The sequence below is a fragment of the Psychrobacter cibarius genome, from assembly GCA_030686115.1.
GTDB lineage: Bacteria > Pseudomonadota > Gammaproteobacteria > Pseudomonadales > Moraxellaceae > Psychrobacter > Psychrobacter cibarius_C.
On sequence record CP131612.1, the window covers coordinates 2,069,235 to 2,089,008 of the forward strand.

18 protein-coding genes are annotated in these 19,774 nt (G+C 44.4%); 4 read left to right on the forward strand and 14 right to left on the reverse strand.

Features of this window, described 5'->3' with window-relative positions:
- Window positions 1-15: 15 nt before the first annotated feature.
- Window positions 16-1,476, reverse strand: a complete 1,461-nt coding sequence (gene nhaC / locus Q6344_08600; GenBank protein WLG12667.1) for a Na+/H+ antiporter NhaC — start codon at window positions 1,474-1,476, stop codon at window positions 16-18.
- Between the two features lie 69 nt (window positions 1,477-1,545).
- On the opposite strand from nhaC, the gene Q6344_08605 reads away from it, so the two are divergent.
- Window positions 1,546-1,668 (forward strand): hypothetical protein, encoded by a 123-nt coding sequence (locus tag Q6344_08605; GenBank protein WLG12668.1) that lies wholly within the window; start codon window positions 1,546-1,548, stop codon window positions 1,666-1,668.
- 99 nt (window positions 1,669-1,767) lie between these two features.
- On the opposite strand, the gene Q6344_08610 is transcribed toward Q6344_08605, so the two are convergent.
- From Q6344_08610 to Q6344_08625, 4 genes are all read right to left on the reverse strand, one after another.
- Complete coding sequence (locus Q6344_08610; GenBank protein WLG12669.1) at window positions 1,768-3,258, reverse strand: aldehyde dehydrogenase family protein; 1,491 nt, start codon at window positions 3,256-3,258, stop codon at window positions 1,768-1,770.
- A gap of 170 nt (window positions 3,259-3,428) precedes the next feature.
- The gene (locus Q6344_08615) at window positions 3,429-4,829 is read right to left on the reverse strand and encodes a VOC family protein (protein WLG15186.1); all 1,401 of its coding nucleotides are present in this window, start codon (window positions 4,827-4,829) and stop codon (window positions 3,429-3,431) included.
- A 175-nt stretch (window positions 4,830-5,004) separates the two neighbouring features.
- Window positions 5,005-6,276: an aspartate aminotransferase family protein gene (locus tag Q6344_08620; GenBank protein WLG12670.1), complete on the reverse strand. Its 1,272-nt coding sequence runs from the start codon at window positions 6,274-6,276 to the stop codon at window positions 5,005-5,007.
- Between the two features lie 228 nt (window positions 6,277-6,504).
- Window positions 6,505-7,452, reverse strand: a complete 948-nt coding sequence (locus tag Q6344_08625; GenBank protein ID WLG12671.1) for a LysR substrate-binding domain-containing protein — start codon at window positions 7,450-7,452, stop codon at window positions 6,505-6,507.
- A gap of 404 nt (window positions 7,453-7,856) precedes the next feature.
- Between Q6344_08625 and Q6344_08630 the strand changes: the two genes are divergently transcribed.
- Entirely contained in the window at window positions 7,857-9,056 is a 1,200-nt protein-coding gene (locus Q6344_08630) for a sugar transporter (GenBank protein ID WLG12672.1), read from the forward strand.
- A gap of 101 nt (window positions 9,057-9,157) precedes the next feature.
- Here the strand turns inward: Q6344_08630 and arfB are convergent, their stop codons facing one another.
- The 6 genes from arfB to Q6344_08660 all read right to left on the reverse strand — a co-directional run bounded on the left by arfB (window position 9,158) and on the right by Q6344_08660 (window position 15,305).
- Window positions 9,158-9,571, reverse strand: coding sequence for an alternative ribosome rescue aminoacyl-tRNA hydrolase ArfB (gene arfB, locus Q6344_08635; GenBank protein WLG12673.1), 414 nt, complete (start codon window positions 9,569-9,571; stop codon window positions 9,158-9,160).
- Window positions 9,572-9,631: 60 nt separating this feature from the next.
- Complete coding sequence (locus Q6344_08640) at window positions 9,632-10,477, reverse strand: CoA ester lyase (GenBank protein ID WLG12674.1); 846 nt, start codon at window positions 10,475-10,477, stop codon at window positions 9,632-9,634.
- 273 nt (window positions 10,478-10,750) lie between these two features.
- The gene (locus Q6344_08645; GenBank protein ID WLG12675.1) at window positions 10,751-11,512 is read right to left on the reverse strand and encodes an SDR family oxidoreductase; all 762 of its coding nucleotides are present in this window, start codon (window positions 11,510-11,512) and stop codon (window positions 10,751-10,753) included.
- 172 nt (window positions 11,513-11,684) lie between these two features.
- Window positions 11,685-12,467 carry an SDR family NAD(P)-dependent oxidoreductase gene (locus tag Q6344_08650; GenBank protein WLG12676.1) on the reverse strand — a complete coding sequence of 261 codons (783 nt, stop codon included), beginning with the start codon at window positions 12,465-12,467 and terminating at the stop codon, window positions 11,685-11,687.
- A gap of 3 nt (window positions 12,468-12,470) precedes the next feature.
- The gene (locus tag Q6344_08655) at window positions 12,471-13,478 is read right to left on the reverse strand and encodes an NADP-dependent oxidoreductase (protein WLG12677.1); all 1,008 of its coding nucleotides are present in this window, start codon (window positions 13,476-13,478) and stop codon (window positions 12,471-12,473) included.
- A 21-nt stretch (window positions 13,479-13,499) separates the two neighbouring features.
- Window positions 13,500-15,305, reverse strand: coding sequence for an acyl-CoA dehydrogenase (locus tag Q6344_08660; GenBank protein ID WLG12678.1), 1,806 nt, complete (start codon window positions 15,303-15,305; stop codon window positions 13,500-13,502).
- Between the two features lie 245 nt (window positions 15,306-15,550).
- Between Q6344_08660 and Q6344_08665 the strand changes: the two genes are divergently transcribed.
- Entirely contained in the window at window positions 15,551-16,573 is a 1,023-nt protein-coding gene (locus Q6344_08665; GenBank protein ID WLG12679.1) for a helix-turn-helix domain-containing protein, read from the forward strand.
- A gap of 33 nt (window positions 16,574-16,606) precedes the next feature.
- Here the strand turns inward: Q6344_08665 and Q6344_08670 are convergent, their stop codons facing one another.
- Entirely contained in the window at window positions 16,607-17,884 is a 1,278-nt protein-coding gene (locus Q6344_08670; protein WLG12680.1) for an LD-carboxypeptidase, read from the reverse strand.
- A gap of 254 nt (window positions 17,885-18,138) precedes the next feature.
- Here Q6344_08670 and Q6344_08675 point away from each other — a divergent pair, with 254 nt between their 5' ends.
- On the forward strand, window positions 18,139-18,537 hold the full coding sequence (locus tag Q6344_08675; protein ID WLG12681.1) for a YkvA family protein: 399 nt from the start codon (window positions 18,139-18,141) through the stop codon (window positions 18,535-18,537).
- 107 nt (window positions 18,538-18,644) lie between these two features.
- On the opposite strand, the gene Q6344_08680 is transcribed toward Q6344_08675, so the two are convergent.
- Both Q6344_08680 and Q6344_08685 read right to left on the reverse strand, forming a co-directional pair.
- Entirely contained in the window at window positions 18,645-18,950 is a 306-nt protein-coding gene (locus Q6344_08680) for a hypothetical protein (GenBank protein ID WLG12682.1), read from the reverse strand.
- A 92-nt stretch (window positions 18,951-19,042) separates the two neighbouring features.
- The gene (locus Q6344_08685) at window positions 19,043-19,585 is read right to left on the reverse strand and encodes a hypothetical protein (protein WLG12683.1); all 543 of its coding nucleotides are present in this window, start codon (window positions 19,583-19,585) and stop codon (window positions 19,043-19,045) included.
- Between the last annotated feature and the right edge of the window lie 189 nt (window positions 19,586-19,774).

Here is a 19,774-nt window from a genome sequence, read left to right on the forward strand (position 1 = left end):
CATACTCCTTCTAAATTACGCATTGTCTACAGTGGAGAGCGCGCTTGGGTCGTTATTGATGATAGGTTCTTCACGGGGGATAAATTTGTCTAAGAACACCCATAACAAACCAAATAGCGGTGATAACCAACAGGCAAAGGCGAATGGTGCATAAGTGAGTGTCGCAATACCTAGTGTTGCCGCGACGAAACTACCACCCATGTTCCAAGGAATAAGCGGAGATAACAGGGTTCCGGTATCTTCAATAGAGCGAGTAAGCGTGGTACGCTTGTAGCCCATTTCTTGATATTTGTCTTTTAATAAACGACCTGGCAACACCAGGGTGGTATAGACGTCACCGATGAGCGTACCGACACCAAGCGTGCTGGCATACGTGGTCATTACTAAACCAAATCTCGATTTCACCATCTTATTAATTTTTGCCATGATGGCTTTTAGCGTACCGTAATGCTCAATTGAGCCGACGAATGCTAAAGCAAAGATGGTCAAAGTCACGACCCACGTCATCGACATAATGCCGCCTTTAGACAGCAGTTGATCCACGACAGCAAAGCCCGTTTCACTGACAAAGCCATTTTGTAAGACCGTAAAAATGTCGTGCACACCCACGCCTTGCATAAAAAACGCGACCAATCCTGCGACCACCACACCAGACAATACCGTTGGAATAGCAGGCATTTTCATCACCGCTGCAATGACAACGACAACAGCAGGTAATAACGTAATTATGCTCAAGTTATAATTGGCCGCTAGCGAGGTTTGAATTTCTTTAATTGAGGTTAAATCGACATTTTCTGCGCCGTAACCCATACCAATCCAAGCATAGATAATCAATGCAGTTACCATGGCAGGTACCGTGGTTGGCAACATACCGCGGATGTGCTCCCAAAGGTCAACACCAGCAGCCGCTGGCGTCAAGTTAGTGGTGTCAGACAAAGGAGACATCTTGTCACCGAAAAAAGCACCAGAGACGATAGCACCGCCCGTTAGTGACGGCGGAATACCCAAGCCTAGTCCAATACCCATCATGGCAAGACCGACCGTACCAACCGTGCCCCACGAAGTGCCTGTGGCGACAGAAATAATGGCACAGATGATACAGACAGAGACTAGGAATGATGAAGGAGAAAAAACGCTAAAACCATAGTATAAAATTGTAGGAACGGTACCAGCGATAATCCAAGCGCCGATGAGCATACCAACGCCCATCAAGATAATCATGGCCGGTAGACCAATTTTGACAACCTTTAAAAAGCGTTGTTCCATGCCATCCCAGTCACGGCCACGCAGCTTCATAAACAAGCCGGTGATTAAAATACCGCAAGCTAAGGGAATGTGAGGGGTAAAATCTTTGAATACAAAAAACTGCACCATCAGAATAATGGCAGTCAACACCAGAGGTGCAATATCTAATAAAAAACTAGAAGACGGACCGTAGCCATCTTTAGCTTCGTCATAAGGTTTATCATCCATCATAAGACACCTACCTTCCTTAGTAGTGGATACTGCTGTCATAGATATAACAGTAGTGGAAACAACCAATCCATGGCTGCTGATAATGCTGAAAAAAGTGCGAAAAAGATTACGGCAAAGGGAGTAAAAAAGCCTGTTTTTGAAATCATGAATAGTTATTCATCACTTCCGCAGGCTTTCATACTAAAACAATAAATACTTAATAATTGGCGACCAAAACAACTGATAGTTGGCTTGCTAAATAGGCGCTGAGCCTACTTAACAAGTCTCACATCACATCACGTCACATTGTTATTAGCCAAAGTTGATGCCTTGCGCCAGTGGTAGCTCGGTTGAATAGTTGACTGTATTGGTCTGACGGCGCATATAAGCTTTCCAGGCGTCTGAACCTGATTCACGGCCACCGCCGGTTTCTTTTTCGCCGCCGAATGCGCCGCCAATCTCAGCGCCACTGGTGCCGATGTTGACGTTAGCGATACCGCAATCACTACCGCGGTCGCTGAGGAACGTTTCAGCTTCACGTAAGTCATTGGTAAAGATACAAGAAGACAATCCTTGTGGCACATCGTTTTGCATCGCTAGTGCATCGTCAAACTCTTTATAAGGCATGACATATAAAATCGGCGCAAACGTCTCACTACGTGCTACGTCATTTTGCTCATCAAACTCAACAATCGCAGGGGTCACATAATAAGCATCGGGGAATTTATCCATCAGCACCCGTTCGCCGCCTGTGACTTTACCGCCAGTATTGCGGGCTTTTTCTAACGCCGCTTGCATGTTATTAAAGCTGTCTTCATCAATCAGTGGACCGACCAAATTGCCTTCCAGCGGATGACCAATGCTCACCGTCTCATAAGCAGACTTAACGCGCGGTAAGATATCGTCTTTGACCGACTCATGAACGAACAGACGGCGTAAGGTGGTGCAACGCTGGCCTGCCGTTCCTACTGCTGAGAATAGAATGCCTCGTAGCGCCAAATCCAAATCGGCAGTGGGTGCCAAAATCATGGCGTTATTACCGCCAAGCTCAAGCAAGCATTTACCAAAACGCTCAGCAACTTTTGGCCCGACTTCTCGGCCCATGCGCGTACTGCCGGTGGCACTGACTAAAGCAATGTCTTTATTCTCAACCAGCGCATTACCGATATCGGTTTTGCCCAATATAATTTGCGATAAATGTGCTGGTGCTTCACCAAATTTTGCCAAGGCTTTTTCAAATAACGCTTGGCAAGCTAAGGCGACAAGTGGGGTTTTTTCTGAAGGTTTCCAGATAACAGGGTTGCCACAAACGATGGCCAATGCCGTGTTCCAAGACCAAACGGCAACGGGGAAGTTAAAGGCAGAGATGACGCCGATGACGCCGAGTGGATGCCATGTCTCACGCATGTGGTGACCTGGGCGCTCTGAGGCGATGGTTAGACCATAAAGCTGACGTGATACGCCCACGGCAAAGTCACAAATATCAATCATTTCTTGTACTTCGCCAAGGCCTTCTTCTTTGATTTTTCCGGCTTCTAATGATACTAAGATACCTAGGTCTTCTTTGTGCTCACGCAGGACTTCACCCAACAGACGAATCAACTCACCACGTTTAGGGGCAGGAACGACACGCCATTCTTGAAAGGCTTGTTTGGCATTTTGGATTTTAGTATCGACGTCAGCCACTGTATCTAACGTGACTTTACCGATGACTGAGCCATCAATTGGGGTGGTGACTTCAAAGTCGCCATTTTGATAGTGTGCTTCTTCTACGCCCATTGCAGACATATATTGCTTAATCATAATCAATCCCTTGCATATTGGTATAATGGTTTACTACGTCCTTGACTGACTTATAAAATTACCCTGCTACCTACTAAGTTGCAAAATAATAAATTTCTTGCAGTCATTCCTTTTTGGAATGACGTGCTAATAAGTCGGCTATACGCTAGACATTTCTAGGCTAAATTTTACTAAACACTGACACTAGACAGGCACTGCTCAAGACTTTGAGCTTGCATCGCTTCATACAATGCCATCTCATCGTGAATAGCTGCTCCCAAATCACGCTCAAAATTTTGTTGGCTTGAGTAACCGTCATAGTGACTCGGCTGCGCCTGTTGCAGATTCGATTGGAAAATGCCGGCGGCACTGACGGGCAAAAAGTCCTCATAAACGATAGGTTCAATGCGAAGCACCTCGTCATTAATCAGAGCAGTCAACTTAGCATTAGGCACTTTATTCAAATCATCATTGGTTAATGTAGTGGCCAATAATGCTTGACCATCTTCAGAATCAAGGCTGCTATCCGTCAACTGGTAATAAAAATACGCCAGCCCCTCATCGTGTAGAGTTTGATAATCATCAGGAAAAGCGGTAAATATCTCAGTCAAAATTTGATTGTATTGAGCCGCATTGTCCTCATTTGGGGTCGCACCAAGCTGGCGGCGAGCTGCGGCCAGTAGTTCATCATAAAGCGCGCGGCCCTTTTGTGTTAACGCCACACCGCGTTGCTCAATCTCTCCAAAGCGCGCGGTATGATGCCCTTGCTCATACTTTTCATGGCTAGCGTCTAAATTATCAGCAACTTTAAAGCCAACCGCTTCTTGTAGCGCTTTAAAACTGGTTTGCCTTAATAAGATAGGACAAGCTCTGCGCGGTGGCCCTTCGATGATGGCTTTTGAGGGTATACCGCGAGCTTGCATGCCTTGTTGTACGGCATCAATATCCAAGGTTCTAGGCGTTAAATGATTGATATGTGGACCCTTAAAGCCAACCACATCAGCGACGAGCGGATGCTGATTTAATAAACGCTGATAGAGCGCTTTTGCCACCGGCGTTTTATCATGCCAGCGAAATGTCTCTAGCGCTTCTTGGACAAACTGCTGTGCTTGCTCAGAAGTTAAACCACCTTGCACCTCAAAAATCTCGATAAGCTCAATGACACCGGCAGTAAAAATCTGACGCTGCGCCAATGTGGCCGTGGCTTCTTGTTGTAAGGTGTCATCGGCAATCAAATCTAAACGCAATAACGAGGTAAAAACGCGAAAGGGGCTTTTATGCAATGAATGCGAGTCAAGTGCGCGAAAAGCTGTTGAATGCACGGGCACACCAGCAGGCGCTAAATCGTAGTAGCCGACAGGGTGCATACCCATCACGGCAAAAAGACGGCGCATCATGCTCAGCTCTGCTGCGGTACCTAGCCGAATCGCCCCGTGGCGCTCCATGCTTAGACGTTCAATCTCACCCGTATGTAGCAGTTGTGATTTAATATCGGGATGTGAGGTTAATACTTCGGTATTGACATCACTGACCAAATCAACCAAGTCGCCGTATAGCGGCACCTCATCTTGGTACATCGCTGACATGGCCATAGAAAAATGATGGCGGATATCATCGCTGCAGATAAAATCCTTATCTGGACTGACGCTACTATTTTTCACAAATAAACATCCTTGTAATAGAGTTAATAAATTTTTAAGTAATTGATATTTGATTTCGAGCATTTGGTTATGACGATGCGCTATCTATCCTAAGCACTCCTAAACATTAAGCGGCAGGCAATCCATCAGGAAGCGCGATAAGCACCTCTTTTAGAATAGCTAACCCTTCTTTTAGGGTGTCAGGTTCTATGGTTAGTGGCGGCAATAACCGAATGATATGGCGATATTGCCCACTTGGCATCAGCAGCAATCCACGCTTGCGTGCTTGCACTAATACTTGCGCCATCACACTCGGATGCACATCATGCTCAGGATGACGCAGCTCGATACCACGCATGGCACCGATACCGGTAAGTCCAAATAACCAAGGCGAGATACCTTCTTGTTGCCATTGGCTGATGGTCATCTCAATTGTCTGGGCATAATGCTTGGCTGACTGCCAGACGTCATCGGCTTGCATGATGTCAAGCGTGGCATTGGCAGCGGCGCAAGCAACTGGATTGCCCGAATAAGTGCCGCCCAAACTGCCTTTAGGCAAACCATTGACCACACTAGCCTTGCCGATGACTGCGCCTAATGGCAAGCCGCCCGCGATACTTTTGCCAAGTAAAATAAGGTCAGGCTCAATCCCTAAATGGGTAAAAGCAAACGGCGTGCCCGTACGACCATAACCGGATTGGATTTCGTCCATGATAAGTAACATGCCATGCTCATCACAAAACTTACGTAGATACTGCGCAAAGGTGGGCGACAGCAATTGAAAACCGCCTTCCCCTTGTACAGGTTCGACGATAATGGCACCGATATTGTCGATATCGGTTTCTACCATAAATAAACGCTGGAGCGCATCAATCGCTTGCTCGTCGCTGATATTGTTATCGGGACTGGGAAAAGGAATATGATAAACGCCGCTCCCTAATGCACCAAGCCCGCGCTTATAAGGCGCAACTTTACCGTTTAGATTGACAGCAGCCAGTGTGCGCCCGTGAAAGCCACCATCAAAGGCAATGGCACCTGTGCGCCCTGTCTTTAGACGAGCGATTTTTATGGCATTTTCGGTCGCTTCTGCACCGCAGTTAGTCAGCATGCCTGCCAGTTCGCCGTTGATAGGCACCAGCTCACACAATCGAGGCATAAAGGTTTGATAAGGCTGATGTGCTGCCGCATTGTAGGCATAGTGAATCAGCGACTGGGCTTGATGAATGATGGCGTCAACGATGTGAGGGTGGCAATGACCAAAGTTTAAAACACCAATTCCGCCAACAAAATCGATATAGCTGCGGTCATTGTTGTCCCAAACTCTGGCATTTTTGCCTTTGACGAGCGTGAGCGGATGCACCATCGTAAAGGCATCGGTCACGTTATAAAACTTGTCCATGATGAATCTCTATCTCTTCCTTGAGTTAGACTCATTTCAACAAAACATCATTCCGGCAGCAAACGAATAATAGTTGTGGTGGCATTCCTTTTTGTCATTACCAGTGAATCAACTTCCTAAACGAATCCTTTAAAAAACAAAAAAACTGCGTATTAAGGCAGTTTTTTTGTTTAGCTTGTTAAATTCTTACAGCAGATAACTTTGTAGAATACAATAATAAGATATAAACTATAAAGCAAGCCCTAACGCCTTTTCACGCTGATCTGAGATTGTTAAATAAGCCGTAATCCATTCTAAAACTGCTTTGACCTTATGCGATTGTCCCGAAGAAACAGGATAAGTCACATAATAGCTGCCGCGACCCTTTGCCGCATAATCCCACGCCATGACTAAAGCGCCTGATTGTAGCTCAGGCTCAACCAAACGCAACGGCACCAAGGCTATACCATAGCCCAGTAAGGCGGCAGAGATGCAAGCATGAAAAGTCTCAAAACGTGGTCCTACAAAGGTGCCGTCGACGCTGATATCTTGTTGCTTAAAGTACTCATACCACGCACTTAAACGCGAGCTTATTTGCAATAGGACATAGTCATCTAAACACTCGGTACTCAGTGTTTTATCTCGCAAATACTGCGGCTGACAGACCGCAACGCAATATTCATCGAACAATTTTATGGCCTCCATATTGCCCCACATGCCATCGCCATATAAAAAAGCAATATCAACATTTTGGTCTTCAGAAAAAAACGGCCCTACCAGCTCTTTGATATCTAGGTTGATAAGCCGATATTTTTGACTAAAGCCACTGAGTGCTGGAATCAACCAACGGGCACAAAATGTCGGATGCGAGACAATTTTTAGCAGCTCAGTATTACTACTATGCGACATCAAATTGGTGGTTGCCACCTCGATATGTTTTAAAATCTCTAACACTTCAAGATAATATGACTTGCCAGCAGGGGTCAATGAAATCCGGTGCGGCGTCCGATAAAACAAAGACAGGTTTAGCATCTCCTCCAACTGCGCCACTTGCTTACTGATGGCGCTTTGGGTCATGTGCATCTCTTGCGCCGCATTGGTAAAACTTAAATGACGGGCAGCGGTCTCAAAACATTGCAGCGCCGTCGTTGAAGGGTATCTTCTAAAGGCTAATTGTTTATTGGTGTCTGTTTTCATAGATTGTTTTTCTTTTATCCCATCTTAATAAAATATCAATGATTATTTAAAATCACGTTATCAGGCATTCCTAGCCTATGGCGTCATCATACCTATACTCAAGCGTAAATAGCGATACCTCACTATAAGCACTATGTAACTGACACTGATGTCATTATCGGATTTACTTAAGCATTCAACCAATTATTCGGTCACTAATTTTAAAGACTTTCCTACAAAAAACACCGTCGATTGCTGATAAAATAGTAGGGTCTGATGATAGGCTCTCACATACCGCAACTGATTTGCTATCTTGCCCTCCTCTTTTTCATCATTACGACCTATGCCGCCGTTATTCTTAAACTCATGAATTATTTTTCAGCTAATTTGCACTATTAGCGCCTTCTTTATTTGTATTGGATCATATGAAACATAACCTTGAGGTGAGCGCAAATGCTCGCCGAACTCAGTATTTCCAAGTATTCTTAATGGGCGTCAGCGCCTTTATTATGAATACCACCGAATTTGTCCCCGTTGCCCTATTAAGTGACATTGCCCAAGATTTTTCCATCACTACAGCAGAAACTGGCTGGATGTTGACGCTGTATGCGTGGATTGTCGCGGCGATGTCATTGCCATTGATGCTGCTCACCAGCCGCTTTGAGCGCAAAAGCTTACTTTTGGGCTTGTTTGTGGTATTTATTGCCAGTCATGTATTGTCCGTATTTGCTTGGAGCTTTGATGTATTGCTTATTAGTCGTGTTGGTATTGCGCTATCACACGCGATATTTTGGTCAATCACCGCGGCGATTGCGATACGCGTAGCACCAGAAGGCAAAAAAGCACTGGCACTTAGTGTGCTTGCGACCGGCACTTCATTGGCGATGGTACTTGGCGTGCCATTAGGGCGCTTGGTCGGTCAATGGTTTGGCTGGCGAGCAACATTTGGTGGTATTGGCGTGATTGCTTTCATCGTATTTATTCTACAAGCAAGGCTATTGCCAACGCTACCAAGTATGTTTGAAGGCTCGTTTAGAAAGATTCCAGAATTGCTTAGAAACCCCTTATTGGTCTGTTTGTATCTACTCATTTTACTGGTCTTTACCGCCCACTATACCGCTTATTCTTATATCGAACCTTTTATGCGTCAAGTCGGCGCTATCAGTGAAAACGCCGCAACTGTTGTCTTGCTATTGTTTGGGGTGGCAGGAATTGCGGGCAGTGTGATATTCAGTCGCTGGGGTGATCGTTTTAATACCAGATTGATGCTGATATCGATAATATTAATGTTAATCTCTATGCTGGTTCTATTGTTTGCCGTGACCTCCATCTGGGCACTCAGCTTGATTGCGTTACTGTGGGGCGCGGCGCTTATGCTGCTGATTATCTCCATGCAAGCCAAAGTCATCATGGTCGATGTCACAGCACAAGACATGCTGATGTCAATGTTCTCAGGCATTATTAATTTAGGAATTGGCGCCGGTGCGCTGTTTGGTGGTTATGCAGTGACCCATATTTCAATATCAAGCGTCGGCTATGTCGGCGCCGCTATCGCCAGTGTGTCGCTGCTCTTGATGTTATTTATGATAAAGCGCTTTCCTGAATTAAGCAGAAGACTTGGTTAGCTAAAAACTTGATAGTAAATAAGCATAAAAAATGCCAGCCACTTAAATGGGCGGGCATTTTGCTTTCTCGTTCATTTAAAAATAAGAAATAAGCCACCCATTTAAAAATTCACTTTACCGCGCAAGGCTTTTGTTTTGCCGCGCTGGGTCTTTTGATCCACGCGTTTACGCTTAGCATTTCTGCTAGGTTTAGTCGGCTTTCTGGTTTGATTGACATGAGTGGCTTTTATAATAAAGCTTTGCAGCCGCTCAAAGGCATCTATCTTATTCCGCTCTTGCGTACGAAACTGCTGCGCTTTAAGCACAAACACGCCTTCTTTGGTGATTCGGCTGTCTTTACTGTCCAATAAACGCTGTTTGTGCTCATCACTTAGGCTTGAGGTATGAATATCAAAACGCAGATGGATAGCAGACGACACTTTATTGACATTCTGTCCACCAGCGCCTTGTGCGCGTATGGCGCTAATCTCGACATCACTATCATTCAGGCTAATACTGTTACTAATAAAAATCATAGAGCTCTTTTTAAATCATAAATAAGTATGATGCATAATAAACCATTATTTGCTCCCCTTCTACTTCGTCAATAAATAACCTAATAGCTGGCGACAACGCTCAATCACTGGCGCGTCTACCATTTGACCATCTATCTCAAACACTGCCTGCCCGCTTCGCTCATATTCTTCGACCACACGCTTAGCAAATGATAGTTCACTCTCTGTCGGCTTAAGGGCGCGCTGCACAACAGCCACTTGTTTGGGATGAATACACAGCATTCCTAACATACCCATTTGTGACCATAGTTGCACTCGGGCATTTAGCCCTACTTCATCATTGAAATCAGGATAAACGGTGTCTATGGGCGCTGCTAGCTCATGTACTTTAGAGGTCAACACCAACTGATAGCGAATCTGATTGGCAACGATATCAGCAGCAGATGTATTCACTTGTACTCGCAAATCATTGCATAAGTCTAGAAAGCCGTAACTAAACGCGAGCAGTCCTGATGCTTTTGCGATGCTATCGATTTGATATAAACCACGCGCTGTCTCTATCAATGCAATAATTGGCAAACCAGTCGCGTGATGAAGCTGTTCAATATCTGCTGATTGCTCTGCTTTAGGTAGTATCAGTCCAGCAAGATTTGGCATCTGCTGGCACATTTTTAAGTCTTCCTCAAAATCTGTACTACCTGCTTGATTAATGCGCACCCAAATAGGCTGATAGTCTTTACTATCGTAATAATTCTTTATTGATGTACGAGCTTGTATTTTATCAACGTCAGCAACGGCATCTTCTAAATCAACAATCACCGCATCAGCACCACTAGCAAACGCCTTTGCCACTCTATCTATACGAGTAGCGGGAACAAATAACCATGTTTTAATATTGGAAAAATTTTTAATAATAGATACTTGCATGCTTGGCTCCGCTCATAAATACTATTTATAGTCAGTACGATATAAAATCGATACATTGATAAACAAGTATTGCTGAGATAAATTTTTCGTAGCCTCTGTAGTGCGAAGCACACAGCAAGCAAGAAAAATTTATCTCAGCAGTGTTGTATTGGTTTTAAAGTGACTCTAATATATTTAAAGCATTAGTACTTACTATAACTAAATAAAAAACCGTATGCCATTTATAAGCATACGGTTTTAAGATAAATCTACTTTTTATTTACGAGAAATTAACTAGGCCAACATCCCACCATCAACGACTATCGTTGCGCCAGTGGTATAACTTGACGCATCAGACACTAGATACAATACGGTGCCTGCCATCTCATCTGGGTCAGCCACACGACCTAATGGAATTGCATGCAGCGCCATCTTTAACACTTTATCATTGGTGGTCAACGCCGAGGCGAACTTAGTATCGGTCAAGCCTGGCAATAAAGCATTAACGCGGATATTCAATGGACCACATTCTTTGGCAAAGGCTTTAGTCATGCTAATAACAGCTGCTTTGGTGATTGAGTAGATACCTTGCTTGTCGCCTGCAACCAAGCCATTGACCGATGCGGTATTCAAGATGACGCCGCCACCTTGCTCTTTCATCATTTTGCCAGCGGCTGTCGACATAAAGAAGTAACCGCGGATATTTACCTCAACCGTCTTATCAAAAGCGGCTAAATCCGTATCTAAGATATGACCATAATATGGGTTGGCTGCGGCGTTATTAACTAAGATATCGATTTGGCCAAACTCGCTTTTGATATGCTCAAAAATCGCATCAATCTGCGCCATCTCGCCCACGTGGCAAGCAAAGGCACTGGCTTTGTGACCGTCAGCGACGATGCTATCAGCGACTGCTTGGCAAGCATCAATCTTACGGCTAGAGACGATAACGTGCGCGCCTCTTGATGCTAATAAACGAGCAATAGATTCGCCAATACCGCGGCTAGCACCAGTGACTAAAGCAATCTTGCCGGTTAAATCGAATAAATCTTTCATCGTTATCCCTTATATTTTGAATTAGCTATTCAGTTTTCAATTTTTTATCGTAACCACTTAATAAATTATAGTCGAAAAACTGCAAATCCATTACAAGGCAGCTGAGCGTAGATAGTACGCATAGTACATCGAGCGAGGCTAACACCGTAATGATTTAGCAGTTATTTGACTATTAAGCCAACATGCCACCATCAAGGGTAAACGCATGACCGTTCATAAAACTGCTTTCATCACTAGCCAGCCAAGCAATCGCGCCTGACACTTCGTTAACGTCTCCCAAACGGCGTAATGGACTGGCATTAATAGTGGCTTTTTGCGCGCGCTCATCCATTTTTGCCATGGTATTGCGAACCATTGGCGTATCAATGAAGCTTGGGCATACCGCGTTGAAACGAATGTTGGCGCGCGCGTACTCATGGGCAGCTGACTTGGTCAGACCCATCACGCCATGTTTGGCAGCGCTATACGCTGACAGTAATGGTGCAGAACGCAAACCAGCAATAGACGCGACATTAATCACATGACCACCGCCATTGGTCGCCATACAAGTAACCGCAGCGCGCATACAATGCCAGACGCCTTTTAAATTAACCGCAATATTACGGTCAAAATCTTCATCGCTTAGCTCGTGCATTGGCGAAGGCTTATGGTCGATACCAGCATTGTTTACCACCACATCTAGACCGCCAAGCGTTTCTACTGCAAAGTCGAACAACGCACGCACTTCGTCGCCACTGGTCACGTCTACTTTTTTGAAGACAACACTGTTACCAGCGTCTTGAGCTTGCTTAGCAACCGCAGCCCCCATCTCTTCTGCCATATCACCGATCACGACTTTTGCGCCGCGACTGGCTAGTAATAGCGCGCTTGCTGCACCGATACCAGAGGCACCGCCAGTAATCAAAATTCGTTTGCCCGTTACATCTGATGCAATTCCGTTTGTATTCAGTGTCATGATCTATCCCTCTACCTTAAGTACTAGTTTGCCGAAGTTTTCACCTTTAAAGAGCATCATCAAGGTATCTGGGAACGTCTCGATACCTTCAACGATATGGTCTTTTACTTTCATATCACCTGACTGAATCCAGCCAGCGATGTCTTTCATGGCGACTGGATATTCTTTGAGATTATCGAATACCACGATGCCTTCCATGCGGGCACGATTGACCAATAATGATAAATAGTTCGAGGGGCCTTTGACTTCTGTGGTGTTGTTATATTGACTAATCGCACCGCAAATAACGATACGCGCATGCAGATTTATTTGTGTGAGCACGTCATTCAAGATATCGCCGCCTACGTTGTCAAAGTACACATCGACGCCATCTGGGCAAGTTTTCTTTAGTGCTTTTTTCACATCTTCGTTTTTATAGTCAATCGTCGCATCAAACCCAAGCTCATCGACTAAAAATTTACATTTTTCAGCACCGCCCGCGATACCAACGACGCGGCAGCCTTTGATCTTGGCAATCTGACCAACCAAGCTACCAACGGCACCAGCAGCACCAGAGACGACTACAGTCTCGCCCGCTTTTGGCTGACCTGTTTTTAGCAGACCGAAATACCCTGTCATACCGGGCATACCGAGTACGCCTAAATAGTAAGACAGTGGTGCTAGATTTGGATCAACTTTATACAGATTAGCACCATCACTGACGGCATAAGACTGCACGCCATCGTGACCTGCGACATAGTCACCAACCGCAAACTTCTCATGCTTACTTTCAATCACTTCGCCTACAGTACCGGCGCGCATGACGTCACCAATCTGTACAGGTGCGATATAAGATTTGGCATCGTTCAACCAACCACGCATCGCCGGGTCGATAGAGATATATTCAATCTTAATCAGTAGCTGACCATCGGTGATAGTCGGTATTTCTGTCTCGGTATAATCCCAAGTCTCGGCACTAGGCTCGCCTACCGGTCTCGCCTTTAATCGCCACTGTTTATTTATCGTTGTCATGTCTCTTTCCTTGAGTTGTCTTTAGAACCATTCTGTTTGCATATCAGTGCAAACAGAGTTGGTGTTGATTAATAATTCGATGTCGCGTTTAACTAATGGTAATTCCCAATCGATAAAATATTTGGCCGCTTGTATCTTGCCTTTATAAAAATTCTGTTGCTCAGCATCTTGCGTGGTACTTAATAGCTGCTCAGCTTTACTCGCTTGACGAATCCAAATCCAGCTCAGCACAATCGAGGCAAAGATATTCATGAGTGCTTGCGCGTTGCCCGTCAATGTCACTGCTTCTTCAGTTTGTAGAACTTTGCTGAGATGCACCAATACTTCATGCAAGTGACCCATGTAAGGCATCAATTTACCTGCCAATTGAGCCGTTTCTGGTGTAGTGATGCTTTCCAAATCCTGTGTGATTTCACGTTTTAGGATTTGAATACCAAGACCCTTGTTTTGCCATAACTTACGGAATGACAAATCTAACGCTTGCACGCCATTTGTGCCTTCATGAATGGGATTGAGACGATTGTCACGCCAAAACTGCTCAGCCTGATACTCACGCGTATAACCTGCACCGCCCAATACTTGAATACCCAAATCATTGGCTTTTGGCCCATACTCAGATGGCCATGCTTTAAGTACTGGGGTTAGCAAGTCTAGTAATTCTGTTAGCTCGTTTTTTAGGATTTCGTCTTCACAAGTGTTGATACGGTCAATCAGGTTTGAGCCGTATAAACACAGTGAAATACCGCCTTCAGAGTACGCTTTTTGCGCCAGTAGCATGCGCTTTACGTCACCATGATTGATGATGGCGGTTGCCGCATCTTCAGGCTTGTTGTTCGGGGCGATTCTGCCTTGCGTTCTATCTTTGGCATAATCAAGTGAATACTGATAACCACGATAACCCACCATCGATGCGCCAAAACCAACAGCGATGCGCGCCTCATTCATCATTTTGAACATATAGCGCAGGCCGAAATGCTCTTCACCGATCAGATAACCATAACACTCGCCTTCGTCACCGAAGCTCAATGCCGTCGACGTCGTGCCTCTATAGCCCAGCTTATGAATGAGTCCTGTCAAATGCACATCGTTACGCTCGCCGACCGATGCATCATCGTTTAAACGATACTTGGGGACAGCAAATAAAGAGATACCCTTCACGCCACCTGGACCACCTGGCACTTTGGCCAACACTAAGTGGACAATATTGTCAGACAGTTCGTGATCGCCACCTGAGATATAAATTTTGCTGCCTTTGACGCGATAAGAGCCATCATCTTGTTTTACCGCAGTGGTTTTGATATCTGCCAGTGAGGAACCTGCATGCGGCTCTGTTAATGCCATGGTTCCGGTGAACTCACCTGTCAGCATTCGCGGCATAAAGGCAGTTTTAATTTCATCACTAGCAAAATGCGAGATGACATTAATCGCAGCAGTCGTCAAAAACGGATACGCAGTGGTTGAAGGATTGGCGGCCATAAAATAACCTGCCACGGCTGTCATTACCGTTTCAGGCAGCTGCATACCGCCGTCTTCAAAACTATAGCGACCTGCGATGAACCCTGACTCGCGGAATGCATCAAAAGCGACCTTTACATCACTTATCATGCTGACTTTTTTGCCATCAAACTGTGGCTCGTTCTTGTCTGCTACATGGTTATGCGGCAAAAACAGCTGAGTCGCAATTTTATTGGCCGTATCCAGTACTGCGTCAAACGTTTCGCGGCTATGTTCTGCAAACTTAGCATGCTTGGTTAAATTTTCAGTGCCCAATACATCATACAATTGGAACGGTAACTCAAAGTCATTGATTAGCGTATCTGCTGCCATAGTATTCTCGTTAACTGATTAAATTTGATTATCAATCGATATTAATCTAATTTAACGCCTTACCGTATTGTCATTTATGACATAATTATGGTCAAATACGACATAAATAGTACTTATAATTATAAAATTTAGATAAAAAATTGATATTTTTGGTCAAAAAATTGATATTTTTGGTCAAAAAATTGATATTTTTGGTCAAAAAATTGATATTTTTGGTCAGCCAAGTAAAAGGAGAATAGACATCTATGCCCTATTTCAAACCCTTTAAAGTCATCATCATTGGATTCGATGGTGTGCTCGGCAGTGCATTGACAGGTGCGTTAGATTTATTCTCATTTACGGGTGTCAGCTGGCAACGATTTTTAGATGAGCCAGTAGAACCAAGATTCAACGTGCAGATAGCAAGCGTTGGTGGCGTAGATATCAGATGTAGCAACCGCTTAATCATGCAAGCGCATTGCGATATTCAGGACGTGGCCGAGTGCGACTTACTATTGATTCCGACGATTGGTGATTCAATCGATAAGGCACTGAGCCAAAATGCAGATTTGATACCCCATCTAACGCGGTTGGCAGACACTAAATCAGATATAGCCAGCAACTGTAGCGGTGCTTTCTTTTTGGCAAAAGCAGGATTATTAGATAATAGAATCGCCACCACGCACTGGGGTTACGCCAGTAAATTCAAGGCAGATTTTCCACTCGTTGACTTACAAGAAAACCAGTTTGTCACTCACTCAAGGAGCAAGTCAGATAGCCAGTCGGGTAATATATTTTGTGCGGCGGGCGGTAGTGCATTTTATGATTTGGGATTGTTATTAATAGAGCGTTACTGCGGACGTGAGATTTCTACTCAAGTAGCCAAAACCCAAATCATCGATAGTAAACGAGGCAATCAAAACAGCTATACCAATGTGACGTTGCATAAACCACATTCAGATCAGCTGGTTAAGCAAGTACAAGAGTTTATCGAGGAAAACTTCAAGCAATCTATTCAAGTTAGCGGCTTGGCAGCCATGGTAAATATCACCCCACGCACGTTAAATAGACGCTTTCAGTCCTGCGTTGCGATGCGCCCGATTGAGTATATTCAAGCGGTGCGCATTGAGCAGGCCAAACGCTTACTTGAATTAGGCGATGTATCGATAAAGTCGCTTGCCGAGCAAGTTGGCTATGATGATATCTCCTCATTCACACGCCTATTCAAACGTGCGACAGAGCTAACTCCCAAAGAATATCAAGATAAATTTTCGCGGTTAGCGATTTAGTTATGGCAATGCATAGTAGTTAGAGATTAGTGCTTAAGCATTCTGCCACAAGCCTTCTGCTTGGATAGCATCAGTCTTAATGGTTGGGTAATCTGTAAATGCTAGCTGGTAGCCGCCATCGATATTAGGCGTCAGCTGACAAGTCGCTCCGAGTGGAAAGCTGTGTTTTTGTCCAATATGACCAAAGCGCATGCCACTATAAATGGGTAACCCTGTTAATTTATGCAGCTGGCGAATCACTGTCGCGACATCATAGCATTTGTCGTAGCTGTCCTCCCCTGTACCCGATAATGCACCAAACACAATGGCTTGTTGATACTTAAAGATACCTGCTAGATACAAGTCGTACAGCATGCGCTCGATACGATAAGGTTGCTCGCCCACATCTTCCAAAAATACAATGCCGCCGTCAATACGTGGTAAATATTCGCTACCTGCCAGCGCTGACACCACGCTTAGATTGCCGCCCCACATCTTGCCAGTGATGGTTTTTGGCTCAGTACTTGTCAAGATGCTAGGCAGTTGCTGACTGGTTAAAGACGCGTCTGATATGTTGATAGTTAGATTGGAATTGGTGAGCGCTTCAACAAACTGTCGACAGCTGACTTGATCAGGGACAGTTTTGCCAAATTCACTATAGAGCATCGGTGCCGCAAGCGAACTCATATCACCCTTTGCCAATAGCGCACACTGAATAGCAGTCACATCACTAAAGCCAGCCAGTATCGTGCCGTGCTCCTTCATAATACGTCCTAGCGTCGACCAATCAACCATCGGCAACAAACGCATGGCACCGTAACCACCGCGCACACCCAACAACAGCTTTGGAGCGGCTATCGCACCCGTAGCGATATTCTGTAAGTCACTCGCTCGCTGCGAATCCGTACCAGCAAAACGCAGATACTGCCGATTGGTAATCGTAGGATTATTTACTTTGAAACCTGCACAGGCCACACGATCTAATGCCAATTGATTGCGGTCATCGCTACCCCCAACATTGGAGCTGGCAAACAGCCGCGTCTCAATCGTTGGCGTAATACAGCGTGTTTGCGTGAGTGACGGCTGTGATGATGAACGCTCACCCAATAACGCGGTTGGCAAATCATCCTTGGTGAGCTGCGGACTATTATTAGGGTCGATAGGGCTGGCGGCAAATACCTGAGAAACACCTTGCGTCGCCAATGCAGCAGTACCCGCACTGATACCCACTCGACGCAAAAACTGCCGACGGTTTAGCCCAGATGTTGTTGCAATCGCTGTATGCTCATTTTTGTTTCTATCATCTGTTAATAACTGACTCTTAAAAAACATCTCTCTCTGCCACCTTATCATTTTTATTTTAATATACTTTTGCATCATCTTTATTTTTGCAGGCTACTTGCTTAAACCGCACAGCAGCATATTGTAAACGCTTTTTTGGCTATGATAGTTGCCCAACCCTTGCCACTATTTAATTTTTCGCCATGCTAGCCATGATACATACCAGAAACCTAGCCTTATTGGCACATTCCGCGACTTTGTTGTAGTATGAGAATACCGATTTCGGTTAAATAAGGATAATAATAATGGCTGAGAAAGCGATTGATAAACAGAAAAAAGAGGACATATTGGATACCGATTTAGAGTACCTCATTAACGAAGAAGAAAAACTGCAAGAAAAGCTAAAAGACAGTAGCCATCTTGAGCGTTTTGCCAAAGATTTGATGCTATTCATGAGCTTGATTAAAGACTATTATCAAGGAAACTATCGCGATATTCCCTATAAAACCATTTCAGCAGGTGTGGTTGGACTGCTCTATACTCTCAATCCAATCGATATCATTCCAGATTTCATACCTTTTATCGGTCATATTGACGATGCGCTAGTCCTCACCTTTTGCTTGAAGTTGGTCGAAAAAGATTTGCAAAAATATCAAACTTGGAAAAAAAAACAAACCGCTACTGACTTAAAGAAAAACAGGTAACTTTGTACAAGCTAGCATCCTGAAATGATCGTTATAAAAAGCCACGACTGACAATCAATGTATCAGCCGTGGCTTTTTTATTCATTAATAACAATTATTTATATGAGTTAATCTGGAACATCATAACGCGTTTTTTCTGGATTGAGACCGAACGAATAGACAAAGGTTGCAACGAGGCTATTGATAATAATAAACGGCAAATCGATAGCAGCATGCCCAAGCGCATAGCGACCAATCAGCCACGAGACAATCAGCATAATAATAAAGAAACCGCCTAAGTACGCCAAAATTGCAGGATGCTTTAGATTATAAGGTTGCTCAGGTTCAGGCTCCTTATCAAGTACATAGGTTCTGATTGCCCAACCAGCCGCATAAGAAAATCCGCCCAATACCACGTAACTAAAAAAATTCATATTGCTTAACTCTAATGACGTACGGTTTATAGCAAAACACTGTTTAAAATCTACACTAGCGATCATCAATTCTGTTTATGAGCCGTGCTTGCTTAGAGGCTCTCATTAACATTATCAATCACAATATTGGCTAAAATATCGGTATTAACATCATCACACTCGACACGATAGATGGTATTGGCACCGCGATAAATATAGGATAAGTATTCACTATCTAAGAGTGGATCGATATTGGCATAGGCAGGCTTCACATGAGCCAATACCAGCACGCGATCAGGACGACCAATCACTGCATCGACATTGTCAGGATCAATAGAGAAAAACTGCGGGATTTCGCTATTTTCAATCACTTCTAGCGGCTCAGCGTCATCCCAAACGCGCTTCGCACTTGCCGGCTCTTTCATCTGCATCACCCACGAGCCATCCTGTTGACTGATTTTTATTTGGGCAGGCTCGTCATGACTAACCGTGTAACAACCTTCAAAAACCGATAAGTCTGTCGCCGCTTCGACCATTCCAGTATCAGCTTGAATGTTGCTATCGTTGCAAGCACTTAAAAATAGTGCGCTGCTCACCGCTATGCCGACTGGTAAGCACATCAGCCTTTTATAAAAAATGTTTGAGCGTAAGGACATAATAGGGTTATCCTGCATTCATGCATTAAACTTTTATGAAAATTGTCTTTAAAAAAACTATCTTTAAACAGTGATGACGACAATCTTAATATTAACGTGATTTTCTAGGGCATGTTTTCATCAACTAAGGGCATGTTTTCATCAACTATTAGCACTGTCGAATGATTTGCGCTACTAATTGACGCCTGA